The organism is Methylosinus sp. Sm6, from assembly GCF_019802345.1.
In the GTDB taxonomy this organism is placed as follows: domain Bacteria; phylum Pseudomonadota; class Alphaproteobacteria; order Rhizobiales; family Beijerinckiaceae; genus Methylosinus.
On record NZ_JAINDZ010000006.1, the window covers coordinates 63607 to 82197 of the forward strand.

At 67.1% G+C, this 18591-nt stretch carries 16 protein-coding genes; 15 read left to right on the forward strand and 1 reads right to left on the reverse strand.

The features are described from left to right. The first annotated feature begins 15 nt into the window (after positions 1-15). The 13 genes from K3F48_RS06065 (at position 16) to K3F48_RS06125 (ending at position 13122) form a co-directional block, all read left to right on the forward strand. Complete coding sequence (locus K3F48_RS06065) at positions 16-252, forward strand: AbrB/MazE/SpoVT family DNA-binding domain-containing protein (RefSeq protein WP_222574528.1); 237 nt, start codon at positions 16-18, stop codon at positions 250-252. Next, positions 239-622: a type II toxin-antitoxin system PemK/MazF family toxin gene (locus tag K3F48_RS06070; RefSeq protein WP_222574529.1), complete on the forward strand. Its 384-nt coding sequence runs from the start codon at positions 239-241 to the stop codon at positions 620-622. The genes K3F48_RS06065 and K3F48_RS06070 overlap by 14 nt, the downstream gene beginning before the upstream one ends. Next, a complete protein-coding gene (locus tag K3F48_RS06075) occupies positions 619-1542 on the forward strand; it encodes a D-alanine--D-alanine ligase (RefSeq protein ID WP_222574530.1) in 924 nt (307 codons plus the stop codon). Before K3F48_RS06070 ends, K3F48_RS06075 begins: the two co-directional genes overlap by 4 nt. A gap of 173 nt (positions 1543-1715) precedes the next feature. Continuing rightward, positions 1716-2516: a cell division protein FtsQ/DivIB gene (locus K3F48_RS06080; protein WP_255608400.1), complete on the forward strand. Its 801-nt coding sequence runs from the start codon at positions 1716-1718 to the stop codon at positions 2514-2516. Next, positions 2513-3832: a cell division protein FtsA gene (ftsA, locus tag K3F48_RS06085; RefSeq protein WP_222574532.1), complete on the forward strand. Its 1320-nt coding sequence runs from the start codon at positions 2513-2515 to the stop codon at positions 3830-3832. The genes K3F48_RS06080 and ftsA overlap by 4 nt, the downstream gene beginning before the upstream one ends. Before the next feature lie 93 nt (positions 3833-3925). After that, positions 3926-5656 (forward strand): cell division protein FtsZ, encoded by a 1731-nt coding sequence (ftsZ, locus tag K3F48_RS06090; protein ID WP_222574533.1) that lies wholly within the window; start codon positions 3926-3928, stop codon positions 5654-5656. Positions 5657-5970: 314 nt separating this feature from the next. After that, positions 5971-6900 carry a UDP-3-O-acyl-N-acetylglucosamine deacetylase gene (gene lpxC / locus K3F48_RS06095; RefSeq protein WP_222574534.1) on the forward strand — a complete coding sequence of 310 codons (930 nt, stop codon included), beginning with the start codon at positions 5971-5973 and terminating at the stop codon, positions 6898-6900. Between the two features lie 153 nt (positions 6901-7053). Continuing rightward, on the forward strand, positions 7054-7827 hold the full coding sequence (locus K3F48_RS06100) for a 3D domain-containing protein (RefSeq protein ID WP_222574535.1): 774 nt from the start codon (positions 7054-7056) through the stop codon (positions 7825-7827). A 156-nt stretch (positions 7828-7983) separates the two neighbouring features. Continuing rightward, complete coding sequence (locus K3F48_RS06105) at positions 7984-9096, forward strand: endonuclease/exonuclease/phosphatase family protein (protein WP_222574536.1); 1113 nt, start codon at positions 7984-7986, stop codon at positions 9094-9096. Between the two features lie 309 nt (positions 9097-9405). After that, positions 9406-10824 (forward strand): histidine kinase, encoded by a 1419-nt coding sequence (locus K3F48_RS06110; RefSeq protein ID WP_222574537.1) that lies wholly within the window; start codon positions 9406-9408, stop codon positions 10822-10824. 287 nt (positions 10825-11111) lie between these two features. Then, positions 11112-11906 (forward strand): L,D-transpeptidase, encoded by a 795-nt coding sequence (locus K3F48_RS06115; RefSeq protein ID WP_222574538.1) that lies wholly within the window; start codon positions 11112-11114, stop codon positions 11904-11906. A gap of 126 nt (positions 11907-12032) precedes the next feature. Continuing rightward, complete coding sequence (locus K3F48_RS06120) at positions 12033-12176, forward strand: oxidoreductase (RefSeq protein WP_222574539.1); 144 nt, start codon at positions 12033-12035, stop codon at positions 12174-12176. Between the two features lie 7 nt (positions 12177-12183). Beyond that, entirely contained in the window at positions 12184-13122 is a 939-nt protein-coding gene (locus K3F48_RS06125; RefSeq protein WP_222574540.1) for a site-specific tyrosine recombinase XerD, read from the forward strand. A 6-nt stretch (positions 13123-13128) separates the two neighbouring features. Here the strand turns inward: K3F48_RS06125 and K3F48_RS06130 are convergent, their stop codons facing one another. Next, positions 13129-14007, reverse strand: a complete 879-nt coding sequence (locus K3F48_RS06130) for an alpha/beta fold hydrolase (RefSeq protein ID WP_222574541.1) — start codon at positions 14005-14007, stop codon at positions 13129-13131. Positions 14008-14358: 351 nt separating this feature from the next. On the opposite strand from K3F48_RS06130, the gene sucD reads away from it, so the two are divergent. Together sucD and K3F48_RS06140 are read left to right on the forward strand one after the other, a co-directional pair. Then, entirely contained in the window at positions 14359-15243 is an 885-nt protein-coding gene (gene sucD, locus K3F48_RS06135; RefSeq protein ID WP_222574542.1) for a succinate--CoA ligase subunit alpha, read from the forward strand. Between the two features lie 330 nt (positions 15244-15573). After that, positions 15574-18591 (forward strand): 2-oxoglutarate dehydrogenase E1 component, encoded by a 3018-nt coding sequence (locus tag K3F48_RS06140; RefSeq protein ID WP_222574543.1) that lies wholly within the window; start codon positions 15574-15576, stop codon positions 18589-18591.

An 18591-nucleotide genomic window follows, 5' to 3' on the forward strand; every position in this document is an offset into this window, starting at 1 on the left:
TGAGGAGGTAGGGCCATGACCTCGGCCCCGCGCAAAACGGTCTATTCTAAGGTTTCCGTCAAGAGCCAAACCGTGGTTCCGGCCGAGGTGCGCGAGCGCCTGCGCATCAAGCCGGGCGACCGGCTCCGATACATCATCGACGATACCGGAGTGCGGATCGAGCGAAGCGCTCCGGGACAGGAGGACGATCCGTTCGCGACCTTCTCCGAATGGGCGAGCGACGCCGACGACGAAGCCTATGCCGATCTCTGAGCCGCTCCGCTACCTTGCCGGGGATGTGGTCGTCGTGCCCTTCCCCTATGCGGACCGCTTCGCGGAAAAGCGGCGGCCGGCGCTCGTCGTCTCGAACGAAGAGCTCCAGGCCGCCGGCTTCATATGGGTGGTCATGATCACGACCGCTCAGAACTCCGGGATGGCGCACGACATTGCGATCGACGACCTCGCCCGAGCCGGGCTCTCCAGGCCCTCGATCGTTCGGCCGATGAAAATCGCAAATGTCGAGCCGTCTCGCATCCTCCGTCGCGCCGGGAGCCTGCGGCTGGAGCAGACCGAAGCCGTGTTCGATATCATTCGCACTTTCATCGGGCGCAGAGGCGCCACAACCGCGAAGGCCTCGTCATGACTGCTCACGTCGCCGTTCTCATGGGCGGGCTCTCGTCCGAGCGCCCGATCTCCCTGCGCTCGGGAGAGGCGAGCGCCAAAGCGCTCGAAGCCGAGGGTTACCGCGTCACGCGGGTCGATGTCGGCCGCGACGTGGCGCAGGTGCTCGAGGCCCTGAGGCCGGACGTCGCCTTCAACGCGCTGCACGGCCGTTTCGGCGAAGACGGCTGCATTCAGGGCGTTCTGGAGATTTTGCGCATTCCTTATACGCATTCCGGCCTGCTCGCGTCTGCGCTCGCCGGGAAGAAGGACATCGCCAAAGCCGTCATGGCGGCGGCCGGCGTGCCGGTCCCCGAGGGGTGTGTCGTGCATCGGCTGGAGGCGGCCAAGGAGCATGTCCTAAAGCCGCCCTATGTGTTGAAGCCGGTGAGCGAAGGCTCTTCTTTCGGCGTCTTCATCGTCAAGGACGGACGCTCTCATCCGCCGCAAGAAATGGCCGCGACCGATTGGGCGCATGGCGACATGATGCTCGCCGAGCAGTTCATCGACGGACGGGAACTGACCTGCGCCGTGATGGGCGAGCGCGCCCTCGACGTCATCGAGATTCTGGTGCCCGACGGCGGCTGGTACGATTATCACGCCAAATACGCCAAAGGCGGCTCCAAACACGTGCTTCCTGCAAATCTTAAACAAAATATTTACCAAGAGGTCCAACAGTTGGCGCTCGAGGCTCATCGGGCTCTCGGCTGTCGCGGCGTCAGCCGCGCGGACTTTCGCTACGACGATTCCCCCGGCGGCACGGGCGATCTCGTCGTTCTGGAGGTCAACACCCAGCCGGGAATGACCGAGACCTCACTCGTTCCGGAAATGGCCGCTCACGCGGGCTATTCGTTTGGCGGGCTTGTGAGATGGATGGTGGAAGACGCGTCCTGCGATCGCTGAGGGAGCCGCTTTCGGCTCTCTTTCCGCTCGCGCCTGCCCAACCCGTCCAGAGCCCCGCTTTCGCCGCTCCCTTTCCGGCGCCGGCCGCCGCTCCTCGCCCGCGCCCTCCGGCCGCTCCGGCGGCCTCCCCGGCGGCGCGCGCGCCGTCCGGCCGCTGGTCGCGCCTCGCGGCCTTGCTGTCCCTTCCCGGCGTCGGGCCCGTCTCGGCCGCCGCTCTGTTCGGCGTCGTCGGCCTCACTGCGGCGACGCAGAACGGCGATTACGACCGCTTCATCGCCGAGAACGGCGCGCTCCGGGACGTCGTCGCCCGCAATATCGGCTTCCCGATAGAGGTCGTCACCATCTCGGGCCTCGGCGAGATGACGGAAGGCGATGTGCTCGCCGCCTCCGGCGTGCAGCCGACCCAATCGCTGCTGTTCCTCAACGCCGAAGCCGTGCGCGGGCGCCTCGCCGAGCTGCCGCTGGTCGAGAGCGTGCGCGTGCTCAAGCTCTATCCGGATCGCTTGGTGATCGCGCTCGAGGGCCGCCGCCCTTTCGCGCTGTGGCAGCGCAATGGCGCGCTCTCCGTGATCGCGGCCGACGGCATGGTCATCGACGAGGTCAGGGACGAGCGCTTCCTCGATCTGCCCTTCGTCGTCGGCGAGGGCGCCGAGAAGCGCGTCGGAGACTATGCGCGGCTGCTCGAGGCGGCCGGCGAATTGAAATCGCGCATTCGCGCCGGCGTGCTGGTCTCCGGCCGGCGCTGGACCTTGACCATGACCAATGGCGTCGAGGTGAAGCTCCCCGAGAGCGAGCCCGAGACGGCGCTGACGCTGCTGCGCAAGCTGCAGCGCGAGGCGCGGATTCTCGACAAGGACATTCTTTCGGTCGATCTGCGCGCTCCCGGGCGCGTCGTGGCCCGCCTCTCCGAGGAGGGCGCGGCGGCGCGGGCGGCGGCGCAGGCGCGAAACGGACGCAAGGGCCGCCAGACATGAAAACGCGCTTGTTTCCGCCCCGCATGAAGCAGCTCCCGGCGCGCCGCAGCGCGACGATCGCCGCTCTCGACGTCGGCACCTCGAAGATCGCCTGCCTCATCGCCCGGCTCTCGCCGGTCGGCGGCGACGGCCCGAGCGCGCGCGGCCGCACGCATCGCGCGCGCGTGCTCGGCATCGGCCATCAGCGCTCGCGCGGCGTGAAGGCCGGACAGATCGTCGACATGGAGGAGGTCGAAGCCGCCATCCGCCGCACGGTGGACGCCGCCGAGCGCATGGCGCGGACTCAGGTCGACAGCGTCATCGTCACCGCCTCCGGCGGCCGGCTGGCCTCGCAGCATTTCGCGGCCAAGACGCGCATCGACGGCGCCGCCGTCGCGGCGAGCGACGTGCATCGCGTGCTCGAGGCCTCCGCCACCCATGTGACGGAGCGCGGCCGCGTGGTCCTGCATTCGCTGCCGATCGGCTTCTCGCTCGACGGCGCCTGCGGCATTCGCGAGCCCGCGGGAATGGTCGGCGCCGAGCTCGGCGTCGATCTGCATGTGGCGAGCGTCGATCAGGCGGCGATGCGCAATCTGCTGGTCGCGATCGAGCGCGCACATCTTTCCATAGAGGCGGCGGCGGCCGCGCCTTATGTCGCCGGCCTCGCCGTGCTCGAGGCTGACGAGGCCGAGCTCGGCGCCATCGTCATCGACATGGGCGCCGGCGGCGCCTCCGTTGCGGTGTTCTCCGGCGGCGTGCTGGTCCACACCGATGCGGTCACGCTCGGCGGCAACCATGTCACCATGGACATCGCCCGCGGGCTCGACTGCCGGCTCGCCGACGCCGAGCGCTTGAAGACGCTCTATGGCGCCGCCATCGCCTCGCCCTCCGACGAGCGCGAGACGGTCGCTTTCGATCATGTGGGAGAGAGCGGCGAGCATTCGGCGCATGCGTCGAAGTCGCATCTCGTGCGCATCATCCTTCCGCGCGTCGAGGAGACGCTCGAATTCCTGCGCGATCGGCTCGCCGCCGCCGGCTATCCGGCTCATGCGGGCCGCCGCATCGTGCTGACCGGCGGCGCCTGCTTGCTCACCGGGCTTCCGGAGGCGGCGCGGCGCATTCTCGGCGGCCAGGTGCGCGTCGGCCGTCCGGCGGGCATCGACGGTCTGCCGGAATCGGCCAGGAGCCCCGCCTTCGCCGCGGCTGTCGGCCTTATCGTCTATCCGCAATTCGCCGGCCGCGAATATTTCGAGCCGCGGCGCGAGCAGGAGGCGCGGGGGACGGGAACGGGCGGTTACATGGCCCGCGTCGGTCAGTGGTTGAAAGAGAGTTTCTAGCGTTCGAACGAGAGAGCGACGCGCGCGTCGGCGAAGCGCTCCGGGGGAATCGAAGCCGACGCCGTGGTTGAATAAGTCGAGAGGCCTCACAAAATGACGATCAATCTCAAAGCGCCCGAGCTCCGGGAATTGAAGCCCCGCATTCTGGTGTGCGGCGTCGGCGGCGGCGGGGGCAACGCCGTCAACAACATGATCATGTCGGGCCTCTCCGGGGTGGACTTTCTGATCGCCAACACCGACGCGCAGGCGCTCGCCTCCTCGCGCGCCGAGCGCATCATTCAGATGGGCCTGCAGGTGACCGAAGGCCTCGGCGCCGGCGCCCAGCCGGAAGTCGGCCGCGCCGCCGCGGAAGAAGCGCGCGAGGAAATCCGCGACCATCTCTCCGGCTCGCATATGGTGTTCGTCACCGCCGGCATGGGCGGCGGCACCGGCACGGGCGCCGCGCCGGTCATCGCCTCCATCGCGCGGGAGATGGGCATTCTCACCGTCGGCGTCGTCACCAAGCCCTTCCATTTCGAAGGCTCGCGCCGCCTGCGCATCGCCGAATCGGGCATCGCCGAGCTGCAGAAGTCGGTCGACACGCTGATCATCATTCCGAACCAGAATCTGTTCCGCATCGCCACAGAGAAGACCACCTTCGCCGACGCCTTCGCCATGGCCGACCAGGTGCTCTATTCGGGCGTCGCCTCGGTCACCGACCTCATGGTGAAGGAAGGCCTCATCAATCTCGATTTTGCCGACGTGCGCTCGATCATGCGCGGCATGGGCAAGGCGATGATGGGCACCGGCGAGGCGACCGGCGAGCGCCGCGCCAGCCTCGCGGCGGAGGCGGCGATCGCCAATCCGCTGCTCGACGAAGTGTCGATGAAGGGCGCGCGCGGCCTGCTGATCTCCATCACCGGCGGCAACGACCTGACGCTGTATGAAGTGGACGAGGCGGCGAGCCGCATCCGCCAGGAGGTGGATGAGGACGCCAACATCATCCTCGGCGCGACCTTCGACTCCTCGCTCGAGGGCGTCGTGCGCGTGTCGGTGGTGGCGACCGGCATCGATCTGCCGAGCGCCGCCATGGAGGACAGCGCGGCCGCCGAGGCGCGCCTCGCCGAAGCCGCCGAGCGCCTGCGCGCGCAGGCGGCGTCTCACCGGTCGCAGCCCGCGCCGACCGCCCAGCCGATCGTCGTCGAGACCGCGCCGCAGCCGGCTCCGCACGCCTATGCCGAGCCGCGGCCGGCGCCGGCTCCGGAGCGGCCCGCTCCGTCCTATTATGCGGAGCCCGCGCATGGGGCGCCGATGTCGTCGCATGGCGTCTATATCGAGCCGGTCCAGACTGTCCGGCCGACCTATGCGGCGCCCGAGCCGATGATGGAGCCGGCGCGCGCCCCCGCGCCCGAGTCGGAGGGGCCCTATATTCCCCCGGCTCCCGAGCTGCCGCGCACGCGCCTGCCGCAGATCGAGGATTTTCCGCGGCCGATCCAGGAGCAATATCGCCAGGCGCGCGGCGAATATCTGCAGCCGCCCGCGGGCGCCGGGACCGCGCCTGAGGCGCGCCGGCGCACGCTGCTCGAGCGTCTCGCCTCCTTCGGCGCCAGCCGGCAGGAAGACGCGATGCCGACGGCGCCGTCCGCCGCGCCGCGCCCGCCGCAGCGGACCGCCGCGGCGCCCGCGCCGTCCCATGCGGATTACGCCAAGCGGCCGGCCGCTCCGGCTCCTGCGCCAACAGGCCACGCCGGTCTCGACCCGCACGGCCGCCGCGCGCCTGTCCGCTCGCTCGAGGAGGAGCAGCTCGAGATCCCGGCCTTCCTGCGCCGGCAGGTGAATTCCTGACCGCGCGCCGGCGTCGACGGCGCTAGAGCGTCATCCGATCGGATCGGATGATGCTCTAGCCTTCTTTCTTTCGAGCGAATTCTGATCGATCGAACGGTTCCGTTCGATCGGAAAGCGCTCTAGACCCGCCACGGCGGGTCTATTTATTTGCCGCCGCGACGCTGCGGAGCCGGTAACAATCTGTAAGAAAGCGTGACTGGCGAAGCGCCGCGGCCGCGGCTATGGTGCGTCTTCAGAGGCGCGGGGCCTCGGGCGCTCGCGATCCGGCGCCCCGAATGACCAGTGGTGTTCCTTGCTCGGGTCGGCATGAGCTCATGAGATCGCGCCCATCGACAAATCTGCAGACGACGTTGGCGGCCGCCGTGACGCTCGAAGGCGTCGGCGCGCATAGCGGACGTCCCGCGCGGATCGTGCTGTCGCCCGGCGACGCCGGCTCCGGCGTCGTCTTCTCGCGCGGCGGCCGCGCTTCGGCGGTCGACGCGTCCATCGCCGCCCTTGCTCGCAACGTCTCCTCGACCGATCTCAGCGTGCGCATCGGCGCCGGCGAGGGAAGCGTCGCCACGATCGAGCATCTGATGGCGGCCTTGAACGGCCTCGGCGTCGACAATGCCGTCGTCGACATCGACGGGCCGGAAGTCCCCGCGATGGACGGCTCGGCGGCGGCCTTCGTCGCCGCGATCGACGAGGCCGGCGTCGTTCCGCTGCCGGCGCCGCGGCGGGCGATTCTCCTGCGCGCGCCGGTGCGCGTCTGCGACGGCGCCGCCTGGGCGGAGCTCGCGCCCGCGCCCGCCGGCGGCTTCCACATGGATGTGGAAATCTCATTTCCCGGCGCGCCGATCGGCCGCATGCGCCGCCGGCTCTCCCTCACGCCGGCGCGGTTCCGCGCCGAGCTCGCCCGCGCCCGCACCTTCGGCTTCCTCGGCGACGCCGAGCGGCTTTGGCGCTCCGGCCTCGCGCTCGGCGCCTCTCTCGACAACACGGTGGTCATCGCCGAGGAGCGCATTCTCAATCCCGAGGGATTGCGCTTCGCCGACGAATTCGTGCGCCACAAGATGCTGGACGTCCTCGGCGACCTCGCCCTCGCCGGCGCGCCGATCATCGGCGCCTTCCGCTCCTATCGCGGCGGCCACCGCCTCAATCTCGCGCTTCTGGAGACGCTGCTGGCGACGCCCGGCGCCTATGAGATTGTCGGCGCTGCCGAGCAGAGCGCCCGACCGACAGCGCGCGTCGGCGCCGGACGCTGAAGCGGCGAAGGGAGAGCATCTCCCGCCGCTTTGAGCGAGCCTTCAGGCTCGCTGTCGTGCGGCTTCAAAACCGTCGACGCAGATCATTTCGTTTTTCACTCAGTTCAATTTCAGGGCCGTCCTGCCGACGACCCGAAAAGCAGGAGAAAAGCAATGAGTTTTATCCTTAGATTTCGCTCTTCTCTCGATGCGCCGGCGCTCACGCCCAAAATCGCGCCGAAGCTCTCTTTGGCCATAGCCGTCCTTCCGTCTCTGGCCGCCGCGCAGGAAGCCCTGCCCGAAAAGCGAGCGATCAGCCAGTTCCTGGCTCCGACATGCGCCGAGATCGCCTCCCATGCGGATGAGTTTCCCAAATATGGCGTTCAGCGTGCGACACAATACTTTACGCCGCTGTTTGCCCCTGGTCCCGATGGCAGGCTGAAGCCGGAAGATCGCCGCGCTTGTCTCAACATAGAAGGGTCATGCCTGGTCGGAAATTACTTGTACAATTATCCGAGCACGAGCGGCGTTCGGCGCGATGCGATCACCTACAAATTCGGCAAAGGAAGCGGCAGAGGTCCGCATAATATGACGAATGCGTTGGATCCCTGTCGCACGCTCGCCGCTGATCCGAGGCATTATCCGAGCGGCACGGTGATCTTCATTCCAGATATGCGAGACAAGGTTTGCCCACAGTCGGCAAAGACCGTCGATGGCTGCTTCGTCGTCGGCGACGTCGGCTCGGCGATAAAGGGCAAGCAGCGTTTCGATATCTTCACTGGCGAGTGCTCGCGCTACAGCAAGAGGACGAACACGTGCAATGATCCGGCGAATGCGAGCTTCGTCGCGCCGGCCGGCGCGGCGTTTCACGTGATCGAGCCCGACCATCCTCTGGCGATGAAATTGCGGAGCGAAGCAGACGAGTTCATCAATCGAAATTGGCAGTGAGCCGGTCGAAGCCCGACCAATGTCGGCCGCGCCGAAAGGGGCCGCGGAGCGGGCGAGGGCGCCGCTCCGCGCAGGCTCGAAAATTGCGAGAAACCCGGTATAATCGCGCGCCGACGCATCGACATTTTTCGACGCGCATTTCGATGGGAGCAAGGAATGAAGCTCGCATCCTATAATCTCGAAAATCTTTTCCTGCGCGCCCGCGCCATGAATGGCGAGGCCTATACGGATGGCAAGAAGGCGCTCGAGGCGCATGCCGAGCTCGGCGTCATCCTCGCCAAGCCGACCTATACCGGCGCCGACAAGGCCAAGATCATCCGCCTGCTCGAGACCTTGCGGCTCGACAAAGCCGACGATCCCGGTCCCAACGGCTTCGCCGTTCTGCGCCAGAATCGCGGGCGTCTCCTGAAGCGCTCGCGCGACGGCGTCGAGATCGTGGCGGAGGGGCGCGCGGACTGGATCGGCTGGGTCGAGCTGAAGCGCGAGGAAGTGAATGAGGAGGCGACGCGCAACACGGCGCGCGTCATCAATGACGTCGGCGCCGATGTGCTCGGCGTCATCGAGGCCGAGAGCCGGCCGGCGCTGGTTCGCTTCAACGAAAATCTCATCGGCGCGATGGGCGGCGTTCCCTACGCCCATGCGCTGCTGATCGACGGCAATGACGACCGCGGCATCGATGTCGGCCTCTATGCGCGCGAAGCCTATGAGGTCGAGGCGATTCGCACCCATGTGGACGATAGCGACGCGCAGGGGCGCATCTTCAGCCGCGACTGCGCGCATTATGAGGTCCGCACGCCGCAAGGCAATGCGCTGCATGTGCTGGTCAATCATTTCAAGAGCAAGGGATTCGGCTCGCAGACGACGTCCAATCTACGGCGGCAGCGGCAGGCGGCGCGGGTGAAGCAGATCTACGCGCGTCTTCGCGAAAGCGAGACCTATGTCGCCGTGATCGGCGATCTCAACGACACGCCCGACAGCGCGCCGCTCGTGCCGCTGCTGCGCCAGACCGATCTGAAGGACATCAGCGAGCACGCGAGCTTCGACGACGGCGGCCGGCCCGGCACGTTCGCCAATGGGACCGCCGCCAATAAGATCGACTATATTCTGCTCTCGCCGGCGCTCTTCGACGCCGCGCGCGCGGGCGGCATCTTTCGACTCGGGGTGTGGGGCGGCCGCAATGGAACGCTGTTCCCGCATTATCCGGAGATCACGAGAGCCGTCGAGGCCGCCTCCGACCATGCGGCGATTTGGGCCGACATCGACATCTGATCTCGTCCCGCTCGGCTCGTGGTCCGCTTCATCGAAACTGATGGGCCTCGAGGGCGAGCCCGAAGGCTCGCGGTCCAGGGGCCGCGCTCGGAGCGCGAGCCTTCAGGCTCGCTATTTCAGCCCATCGAATCGACTGAATCACGCCACCGGTCCCGGGCGCGCCCCTGCTTTTCCCGATAAAATCAGGAATATTCGGCAATCGCAACAGGCGGATCGGGAGATTTTCCGTAGCCCGCAGGCGAAACACCGTGTCATCGTCGGGATGAACCGCCATCGACATCGCGTCGTCGAGGGCGACGGGGTGAAGCCATGCGCGCGCGATCTCTCAAATCTGGACTGAGCCGGCTCGTCGGCGTCGTCCTGGTCATGACCTTTCTCGTCAATGTCGCTGTGCTGGTCTTGCATGCGGGGCCGCGCATCCGCGCGGAGGACGAGACGACGGTGCGGCTCACGCATGAGCTGCTGGCGACGGCGCTGGCGAGCCTGCAGGAAACCGCCGATCCGGCGCCCGCCCTGCGGCGTTTCTACGAGAGCCTCGGCGCGCTCCGCCACGTCGACATCAAGATCGTCAAGAACGAGGATGCGGCTTCGCTCGCCCGCTTGCGGCCGAAGGCGCGAGCGGAGAGCGGCGTGCCGGACTGGTTCGTCGCTCTGGTCGATGCGCCCACCAGAGTCTCGATCCTGCGGCTCGGCATGTTGCCGAGCGCTCTCATGCGCGGCGCCGACGACGGCCGCATCGCCATTGTCTCCAATCCGATCGACGAGCTCGCCGAGATCTGGGCGGATGTGTCCTGGCTCGCTTTCATCAGCCTCTCCGTCACCGTGACCTTTTTCGGCGTCGTTCTCGTCTTCGTTCGTTCGTCGCTGAAGCCCTTCGAGGGAATGCGACGCGCGCTCGCCGATCTCGAGGCGGGCAAGACCAATGTTCGCGTCGCGCCGCATGGAGCCGAGGAGTTCAGGAGCATTGCCGACGCGCTGAACTCGCTCGCCGCGACGCTCGATCACGTCAAGGCCGAGAACCGGCGTCTCCTGAATGAGCTCATTCGCGTCCAGGACAAGGAGCGAAAGGAAATCGCGCGCGATCTCCACGACGAGGCGGGCCCGTGCCTGTTCTCGATCCGCGCCGGCGCCGTGACGCTGCTCGACATCGCCGCCAGCCCCGCGCCGGATATAGCGCGCCTGCGCCGCGCCTGCTTCGACGTCGACAAGGCGAGCGAGGCGATCCAGACTCTGGTCCGAAGCCTGCTCGATCGATTGCGGCCGCGCGGCCTGGCCGAGTTCGGGCTCGGCGCCGCCGTCGAGGATTTGATCGCGTCCTGGCGGGCGAGCCGTCCCGATGTCGTCTGCGAGCTGGTTTCTCCTCACGATCTCTCGTCCTTGGATGAGCCGACCGCCTCGACCGCCTATCGCGTCGTGCAGGAGGCCACGACGAATATTTATCGGCACGCGCGGGCGAAATTCGCCGAGATCCGGATCGAGTTCGCCTCGCTGCCGCTTTTTGCCGACGGCGAGTCGGAACAGGAATGCGCGCCAGGCCTGCAGATCACCGTCGAGGACGACGGCGTCGGGTTGCCGGACCGGCATCGCTTCGGCCATGGCCTGTCGGGAATGCGCGAGCGCGTGCAGGCGCTCGGCGGGCGGATGGCGATCGAGAATGGGCGGCTCGGTGGAGCGCGGATCTCGGTGGCCTTGCCGATTCAGGAGCTCGAGGACGAAGACGACGGGTGAAGCGGCGACGCGCTCTCGAGCCGTTTCCGATCCGAGTGGATCGGAAACGGCTCCAGTTCATTTGATTTGGAGCGCATTCCGATCGATCGAACGATGCCGTTCGATCGGAAAGGGCTCTCGAGCATTAGCGAAATATTCACCACGCCGCATCGGCTGTTTCGTAAACGATAACCATAATGAATGCTTCATATTTACATTCGAATTCGTGAGCTTATCCTTGTCTTTGTCAGCATTCACAATAGATGGCGCCGATGTTCTGATCGGCGCGAAGAGGGTTTACGCGTTCCATGCGTCGAAGAGCCTTTGCCCAAGCCGCGCCCCTCCGCGCTCTCACGACCGCCTTCTGTCTGGCCCTCGCATCCGGCGCCTTTGCCGAGCCGCGCGTCGTGCCCGGCATCGGCGAGCGCGAGGCCGCGCGCCTGTTCGCGGCCCCGCCGGCGCCTATCGCCGCGCCCGAGCCGGCGCCGGCAGCGGTCGCCGCCGTCTCTCCCGGCGCCTATGGCGGGGGCTTCATCGAGCTGCTGGTGACCGGCTCCACGCCGAGCCATGCGCGCCGCGCGCCGCAGGCGCAAGCGCCGGCGCACATGCAGCTCGCGGCCTATGCGCCGCCGCAGCAGGCCAATGTGCAGCGGGAGATCGAGCCGGTCTTCCAGCGCGCCGAGGTCGACTATGGCGGCGGCGAGCGGCCGGGGACGATCGTCGTCGATTCGGACAATAAGCTGCTCTACTACGTGCTCGCCCATGGCCGCGCGATGCGCTACGGTATCGGCGTCGGCCGTCCCGGCTTCACCTGGACCGGGGTCAAGCCGATCACGCGCAAGGCGCAATGGCCCGACTGGACCCCGCCGGCCGAAATGCTCGCGCGCCGCCCCGATCTGCCGCGTCACATGGCTGGCGGCCCGGCCAATCCGCTCGGGGCGCGCGCGCTCTATCTCGGCGGCTCGCTCTACCGCATCCACGGCACCAATGAGCCCACCACCATCGGCCAGAACGTCTCCTCCGGCTGCATCCGCATGATGAACGAGGATGTGGTCGACCTCTACGACCGCGTCCATGTCGGCACTCGGGTGGTGGTTCGTTGACTCTGTCGCTGCGTCGGGCATGGACGGACGCGGCGACTCCGATATTTTAGAGGTGCCGGCGCCGTTGCAATCGCCTCGGCTTCGCGCGATACCCGGCCGAGCCGATGTTCTTCGTGAGGCGCAGTCGTGCCCAGCCTGATCCGCTTTCTGGTCATCGTCGCCGTTCTCGCCGGCCTCGCCTATGCGGGCATGCTGGCGGTCGTCGGCACGGTCACGCCGCAGCCGCGCGAGATGACGCAGACGATCAATCCGCAGCGTCTCAACAAGTGAGCGACCCATGGGCGAGGCGAAGCGCCATCCGCTGATCGGCGCCTATCTCGACATGCTCGCCGCCGAGCGCGGCGCGGCGCGCAACACGCTCGACGCCTATCGGCGCGACCTCGAGGATTATCTCGCCCATCTCGCGCGCGCCGGCGCCGAGCCGCTCTCGGTCTCGACCGAGGGGCTGCGCGCCTATCTCGCCGCGTTGGAGACGCGCGGCATGACCGCCGCGACCAGCGCGCGGCGGCTCTCGGCGCTGCGCCAGTTCCACAAATTCCTCTATGTGGACCGCTATCGCGCCGACGACCCCTCCGCCCCGCTCGAAGGTCCGCGCCGCCAGCGCAGCGCGCCGGACATTCTCTCCGTCGATGAGGTCGAGCGCCTGCTCGACATGGCGCGGGAGGGGCTCGAAGATGAGAGCCGTCCGGCCGGCGAGCGCCTGCGCGCGGCGCGGCTCTACGCGCTGCTGGAGACGCTCTACGCCACCGGCCTGCGCGTGTCGGAGCTGGTCTCGCTGCCGGCGGGCGCGGCGCGCAGCCGCGATGATTTCTTCACCGTGCGCGGCAAGGGCTCCAAGGAGCGGCTCGCGCCGATGACGCCGCGCGCCAAGGCCGCGCTCACGGTGTTTCGCGCGCTTTTGGCCAAGCACGCGCCGGGGCTCGCCGATTCGCCTTTCCTGTTTCCGTCGGACGCCGCCGAGGGGCATTTGACGCGCCAAGCTTTCGCTCGCGACCTGAAGACGGCCGCCGCCGCCGCGGGACTTTCCGCGCGCGACATCAGCCCGCATGCGTTGCGCCACGCCTTCGCCAGCCATCTCCTGCAGAACGGCGCGGATCTGCGCGTCGTGCAGGAATTGCTCGGCCACGCTGATATTTCGACCACGCAGATCTATACGCATGTGCTCGACGAGCGCATCCGCGCCATGGTGAGGGACCTGCATCCGCTGGGGGATTGAGCGTCGCTACCCCCGCCTCTCCACAAAATCCGCGACCGCCTCGATCGTCGGCGCGTCCAAGAGCAGCGGCGCATGGCCCTGGCCTTCGACCGTCAGCCGCTCGAGCAGCGGATGGCCCTCGGCCATCGCCTCGAAAGTCTCCTTCGACAGCAGGTCGGAATTGCCGCCGCGGATGACGAGCGTCGGGATCGGCGCCATCGCCTGCCACTCCTCCGCAAACAGCAGCGGGCCGCTGTCGGGGCCGATCTCGTCCAGCACATGGGCGAGCTCAGGGTCGTAGCGCAGCGCCAGCTTTCCGTTCGCTTCGGTGAAAGTCGCGCGGGCGAAGGCCTCCCATTCGTCCTGGCTCAGAGCGGGAAATTGCGGGCCGGCGACGAGCTTCAGCGAGGCGAGCGCGATGGAGAGCGACGGCACTGTCGGCATGCGGCCGACATAGCTCTTGATGCGGCGCAGGCCGCCCGCGTCGATGATCGGGCCGATGTCGTTGACGACCGCCGCTCGCAGAATCTCCGGCCGCCGCGCCGCAAAGCGCATGATATGAATGCCGCCGCGCGACGTGCCGACGAAAATCGCCCGAGTGACGCCCGCCGCTTCGAGCGTCGCCAGAATATCGGCGTCCTCGACATCGAGGCTGTAGCGGCGCCAGTCGGTGTCCCAATCGGACAGGCCGCGCCCACGATAGTCGAGCGCCAGCACGCGGCGTCCTCGTTGCGCCAGCGCTTCCGCCAGTCGCTCGAAGTCCTCCGCCGAGCGCGTGAGGCCGGGCAGGCAGACGACGGGCGTGGCGGCGCCGCTCTGCGCGGGCAGGTAGTCGACATAATGCAGACGCAGACCGTCCGCGGCGGAAACGAAGCGGCTCTCGCGCCGCACGGCCTGCCGATCCATGCGCCCTCTCTGTTTCGGTCGGGTTCCGATAAGATATAGGCTCGCAGTGCGCGGCGCGCCCGGCTTTTTCGTGCGTGATGCGTGGGCCGGCGCCTAGAAATTCTCCTGCCATGGGAAAAGACGGGCATGCTGCCATAATTTCGCGCAGCGGCTGAAGCCGCTTCGACTGCTCGGCGTCTTGATGCGAGCGACGCGTCTCGATATTTTGCGAGGGTGCGGGCCGAAGCGCAGCCAAGACGCGCCTCCCGGCCTGAAAAATCCGCTGCGACCCCTCCCACAGGAAACTCGTGGCGGGAGGTCGGCGGTCCGATTCCGGCGGCGAGGCTGCGCCGCGACGCCCCAGGGACCCAAATGTCCGTCCTCATCGACACGAACACCAAGGTTATCTGTCAAGGATTCACCGGCAAGAACGGCACGTTCCATTCGGAGCAGGCCATCCTCTACGGCACGCGCATGGTCGGCGGCGTCTCGCCGGGCAAGGGCGGCTCGACGCATCTCGACCTTCCCGTCTTCGACACGGTCGCCGAGGCGCGGGAGAGGACCGGCGCCGAGGCCAGCGTCATCTATGTGCCGCCGCCGGGCGCGGCCGACGCCATTTGCGAGGCGATCGACGCCGAGGTTCCGCTCATCGTCGCCATCACCGAAGGCGTGCCGGTGCACGACATGATCCGCGTCAAGCGCGCTCTGTCCGGCTCCCGGTCGCGGCTCATCGGGCCGAACTGCCCGGGCGTCGTCACCGCGGGCGAGAGCAAGATCGGCATCATGCCGGGCAATATCTTCAGCAAAGGCTCGGTCGGCGTCGTCTCCCGCTCCGGCACGCTGACCTATGAGGCCGTGTTCCAGACGACCCGCGAGGGTCTCGGCCAGACCAGCGCGGTCGGCATCGGCGGCGATCCGGTCAAGGGAACCGACTTCATCGAGGTGCTGGAGTTGTTTCTGGCCGACGACGCCACCAAATCCATCATCATGATCGGCGAAATCGGCGGCTCGGCGGAGGAGGATGCGGCTCAGTTCCTCATCGACGAGGCCAAGCGCGGCCGCAAGAAGCCGATGGTCGGCTTCATCGCCGGCCGCACGGCTCCGCCCGGGCGGCGCATGGGTCATGCCGGAGCCATCGTCTCCGGCGGCAAGGGCGACGCCGAGAGCAAGATCGCGGCGATGGAAGCGGCCGGGATCAAGGTATCGCCTTCGCCTGCGCGCCTCGGCAGGACTCTCGTCGAGGTGCTGAACGGCTGAGTGGAACGCGGATCGAAGGCGGCGCGGCCCGCTCCCTCACCCTCCCCCGCTTCGCGGGCGAGGGAGGCGACCGGCGATTCGTGAACCTTCGATGACGCGCGGTGTGTGCTCCCTCTCCCGCGAAGCGGGGGAGGGCTGGGGAGGGGGCTTCGGGAGCCCCGCGCTTTTGCTCATGCACGCGATCGAAAGCCGGAGCCCGGCGAATGAACGGAGCCGACGCCGCGAGGCGCCGGCCTCTCGTCGTCTCCGGCGACGAAGCGAAATCGTAATGAAGCGTAAAAAGGATTTCGCTCTACTTTATACGAGCTCGACGCTCGGGAGATAAAACAAATGGCGCGTCTCGAGACGAATGGCGGTTCGGCGGGAAACGCTCCGCAGCCGCGCAGGAGCGCGACTGCGCAGAGCCGGGCTCTGCAGGGCGTCGACGCCGCTTATGTCGAACATCTGCTCGCAGCCTATGAGGCCGATCCATCCTCTGTCGGCCCGGCTTGGAGGGAGTATTTTGCGAGCCTCGGCGCGATCGGCGAGCCGGCGGGGCCGGCGGGCCCGTCCTGGGCGCGGCCGGGTTGGCCGATCCTGCCGACCGACGAGCTCGCCGCGGCGCTGGCCGGCGGAGAGCCGGCCAAGCCCGCGCCGAGCAAAGGCGCCGAAAAGCCGGCGGCGCCGCCCTCGGCCGAGGAGATCCAGCGCGCGGCGCGGGACAGCGTGCGCGCCCTGATGATGATTCGCGCCTATCGCATGCGCGGCCATCTGCACGCCAATCTCGATCCGCTCGGCCTCGAGCAGCGCCAGGATAGCGAGCGCCACGACCATGGCGAGCTGCATCCCGGCACCTATGGCTTCTCCGACGACGATTACGACCGCAAGATCTTCATCGACGGCGTGATGGGCATGAAATACGCCAGCGTCTTCGAGATGGTGGCGATCCTGCGCCGCACCTATTGCGGGCCGATCGGCTATGAGTTCATGCATATCTCCAATCCCGAGGAGAAGGCCTGGATCCAGTCCCGCATCGAGGGCCCCAAGAAGGAGATCGCCTTCACCGCCGAAGGCAAGAAGGCCATTTTGCGCAAGCTGGTCGAGGCGGAAGGCTTCGAGAAATTCCTCGATGTGAAATACACCGGCACCAAGCGCTTCGGCCTCGACGGCTCGGAATCCATCGTGCCGGCGCTGGAGCAGATCATCAAGCGCGGCGGCGCGCTGGGCGCGAAGGAGATCGTGCTCGGCATGGCGCATCGCGGGCGTCTCAACGTGCTGTGCCAGGTGATGGGCAAGCCGCATCGCGCATTGTTCCACGAGTTCAAGGGCGGTTCCTTTCTGCCGGACGAGGTCGAGGGCTCGGGCGATGTGAAATATCACCTCGGGGCCTCGTCGGACCGCGAATTCGACGGCAATAAGGTGCATCTGTCGCTCACCGCCAATCCGTCGCATCTCGAGATCGTCGATCCCGTCGTGCTCGGAAAGGTGCGCGCCAAGCAGGATCAATATCATTGCCCCGACAATGAGCGCCGCTGCGTGATGCCGTTGCTGATCCATGGCGACGCGGCCTTCGCCGGCCAGGGCGTCGTCGCGGAATGCTTCGGTCTCTCGGGGCTGAAGGGCCATCGCACCGGCGGCTCGGTGCATTTCATCATCAATAATCAGATCGGCTTCACCACCTATCCGCGCTATTCGCGCTCGTCGCCCTACCCTTCGGATGTGGCGAAGATGGTCGAGGCGCCGATCTTCCATGTGAATGGCGACGATCCGGAGGCTGTGGTCTACGCCGCGCGCATCGCGACGGAGTTCCGCCAGCAATTCCAGAAGCCCGTCGTCATCGACATGTGGTGCTATCGCCGCTTCGGCCATAACGAGGGCGACGAGCCGGCCTTCACCCAGCCGCTGATGTACAAGAAGATCAGGGCGCATAAGACGACGTTCGATCTCTATGCGGAAAAGCTGATCGGGGAAGGCTTGCTGACGCGCGAGGACGTCGAGGCGATCAAGACCGAATGGCGCCAGCGCCTCGAGCAGGAGATGGAGGCGGCGCAATCCTATCGGCCCAATAAGGCCGATTGGCTCGACGGTCGCTGGGCGGGCGTGAAGCCCGGCTATCAATCTTCCGAGGACGAGCGCCGCGGCAAGACCGGCGTTCCGGTCGAGACGCTGCGCCGCATCGGCGACGAGCTCACCAAAGTTCCCGAGACCTTCCACATCCATCGCACGATTCAGCGCTTCCTCGATTCGCGACGCGCGGCGATCGTGAGCGGCGCCGGAATCGACTGGGCGACGGCGGAAGCGCTGGCCTTCGGCTCGCTGCTGGCGGAGGGTTATAATGTCCGCCTCTCCGGGCAGGACAGCGAGCGCGGAACCTTCTCGCAGCGCCATTCGGTGCTGGTCGATCAGGAGGATGAATCCCGCTATCTGCCGCTGGAGCATCTCGGCCAGGGGCAGGGGCGTTTCGAGGTCATCAATTCGATGCTCTCGGAAGAGGCGGTGCTCGGCTTCGAATATGGCTATTCGCTCGCCGAGCCGCGCTCGCTGGTGCTGTGGGAGGCGCAATTCGGCGATTTCGCCAATGGCGCGCAGGTGATTTTCGACCAGTTCCTGTCGGCGGGCGAGCGCAAATGGCTGCGCATGTCCGGCCTCGTCTGCCTGCTGCCGCATGGCTATGAGGGCCAGGGGCCGGAGCATTCCTCGGCGCGGCTCGAGCGCTATCTGCAGCTCTGCGCCGAGGACAATATGCAGGTCGCCAATTGCTCGACGCCGGCGAACTACTTCCATATCCTGCGCCGGCAGCTGCATCGCGACATTCGCAAGCCGCTGGTGCTGATGACGCCGAAATCGCTGCTGCGCCATAAGCGCTGCGTCTCGCGCCTCGACGACATGGGCGAGGGAACGATGTTCCATCGCTTCATCTCCGACGACGCCGAGCTGCATCCCAATGAGTCTTTCCGCTTGGCGCCGGACGATCGCATCGCTCGCGTGATCATGTGCTCGGGCAAGGTCTATTACGACCTTCTGGAGGAGCGCGAGTCGCGCGGCGCGAACGATGTCTATCTGCTGCGCGTGGAGCAGCTCTATCCCTTCCCGCTGAAGGGCCTCGTCACCATGCTGTCGCGCTTCAAGCAGGCCGATGTGTTCTGGTGTCAGGAGGAGCCCAAGAACATGGGCGCTTGGTTCTTCGTCGAGCCTTATCTCGAATGGGTGCTGACCCAGGCCGGCGGCAAGTCGAAGCGCGCTCGCTATATCGGCCGGCCCGCCTCGGCGGCGACGGCGGCCGGCACCATGTCCAAACATCAGGCGCAGCTTCGGGCCTTTCTGGATGAAGCCTTCTCGGCGCGCGTGTCTTCCCTGGCGGCGGAGTGA

What these genes read in the sequence shown, in the direction of transcription:
- K3F48_RS06110 (WP_222574537.1), top strand. Translation starts at nt 9,406, where the DNA reads ATGCGCGCGCGATCTCTCAAATCTGGACTGAGCCGGCTCGTCGGCGTC.
- K3F48_RS06070 (WP_222574529.1), top strand. Translation starts at nt 239, where the DNA reads ATGCCGATCTCTGAGCCGCTCCGCTACCTTGCCGGGGATGTGGTCGTC.
- lpxC (WP_222574534.1), top strand. Translation starts at nt 5,971, where the DNA reads ATGAGATCGCGCCCATCGACAAATCTGCAGACGACGTTGGCGGCCGCC.
- K3F48_RS06130 (WP_222574541.1), bottom strand. Translation starts at nt 14,007, where the DNA reads ATGGATCGGCAGGCCGTGCGGCGCGAGAGCCGCTTCGTTTCCGCCGCG.
- K3F48_RS06100 (WP_222574535.1), top strand. Translation starts at nt 7,054, where the DNA reads ATGAGTTTTATCCTTAGATTTCGCTCTTCTCTCGATGCGCCGGCGCTC.
- K3F48_RS06065 (WP_222574528.1), top strand. Translation starts at nt 16, where the DNA reads ATGACCTCGGCCCCGCGCAAAACGGTCTATTCTAAGGTTTCCGTCAAG.
- K3F48_RS06075 (WP_222574530.1), top strand. Translation starts at nt 619, where the DNA reads ATGACTGCTCACGTCGCCGTTCTCATGGGCGGGCTCTCGTCCGAGCGC.
- ftsA (WP_222574532.1), top strand. Translation starts at nt 2,513, where the DNA reads ATGAAAACGCGCTTGTTTCCGCCCCGCATGAAGCAGCTCCCGGCGCGC.
- K3F48_RS06105 (WP_222574536.1), top strand. Translation starts at nt 7,984, where the DNA reads ATGAAGCTCGCATCCTATAATCTCGAAAATCTTTTCCTGCGCGCCCGC.
- K3F48_RS06125 (WP_222574540.1), top strand. Translation starts at nt 12,184, where the DNA reads ATGGGCGAGGCGAAGCGCCATCCGCTGATCGGCGCCTATCTCGACATG.
- K3F48_RS06140 (WP_222574543.1), top strand. Translation starts at nt 15,574, where the DNA reads ATGGCGCGTCTCGAGACGAATGGCGGTTCGGCGGGAAACGCTCCGCAG.
- K3F48_RS06115 (WP_222574538.1), top strand. Translation starts at nt 11,112, where the DNA reads ATGCGTCGAAGAGCCTTTGCCCAAGCCGCGCCCCTCCGCGCTCTCACG.
- ftsZ (WP_222574533.1), top strand. Translation starts at nt 3,926, where the DNA reads ATGACGATCAATCTCAAAGCGCCCGAGCTCCGGGAATTGAAGCCCCGC.
- sucD (WP_222574542.1), top strand. Translation starts at nt 14,359, where the DNA reads ATGTCCGTCCTCATCGACACGAACACCAAGGTTATCTGTCAAGGATTC.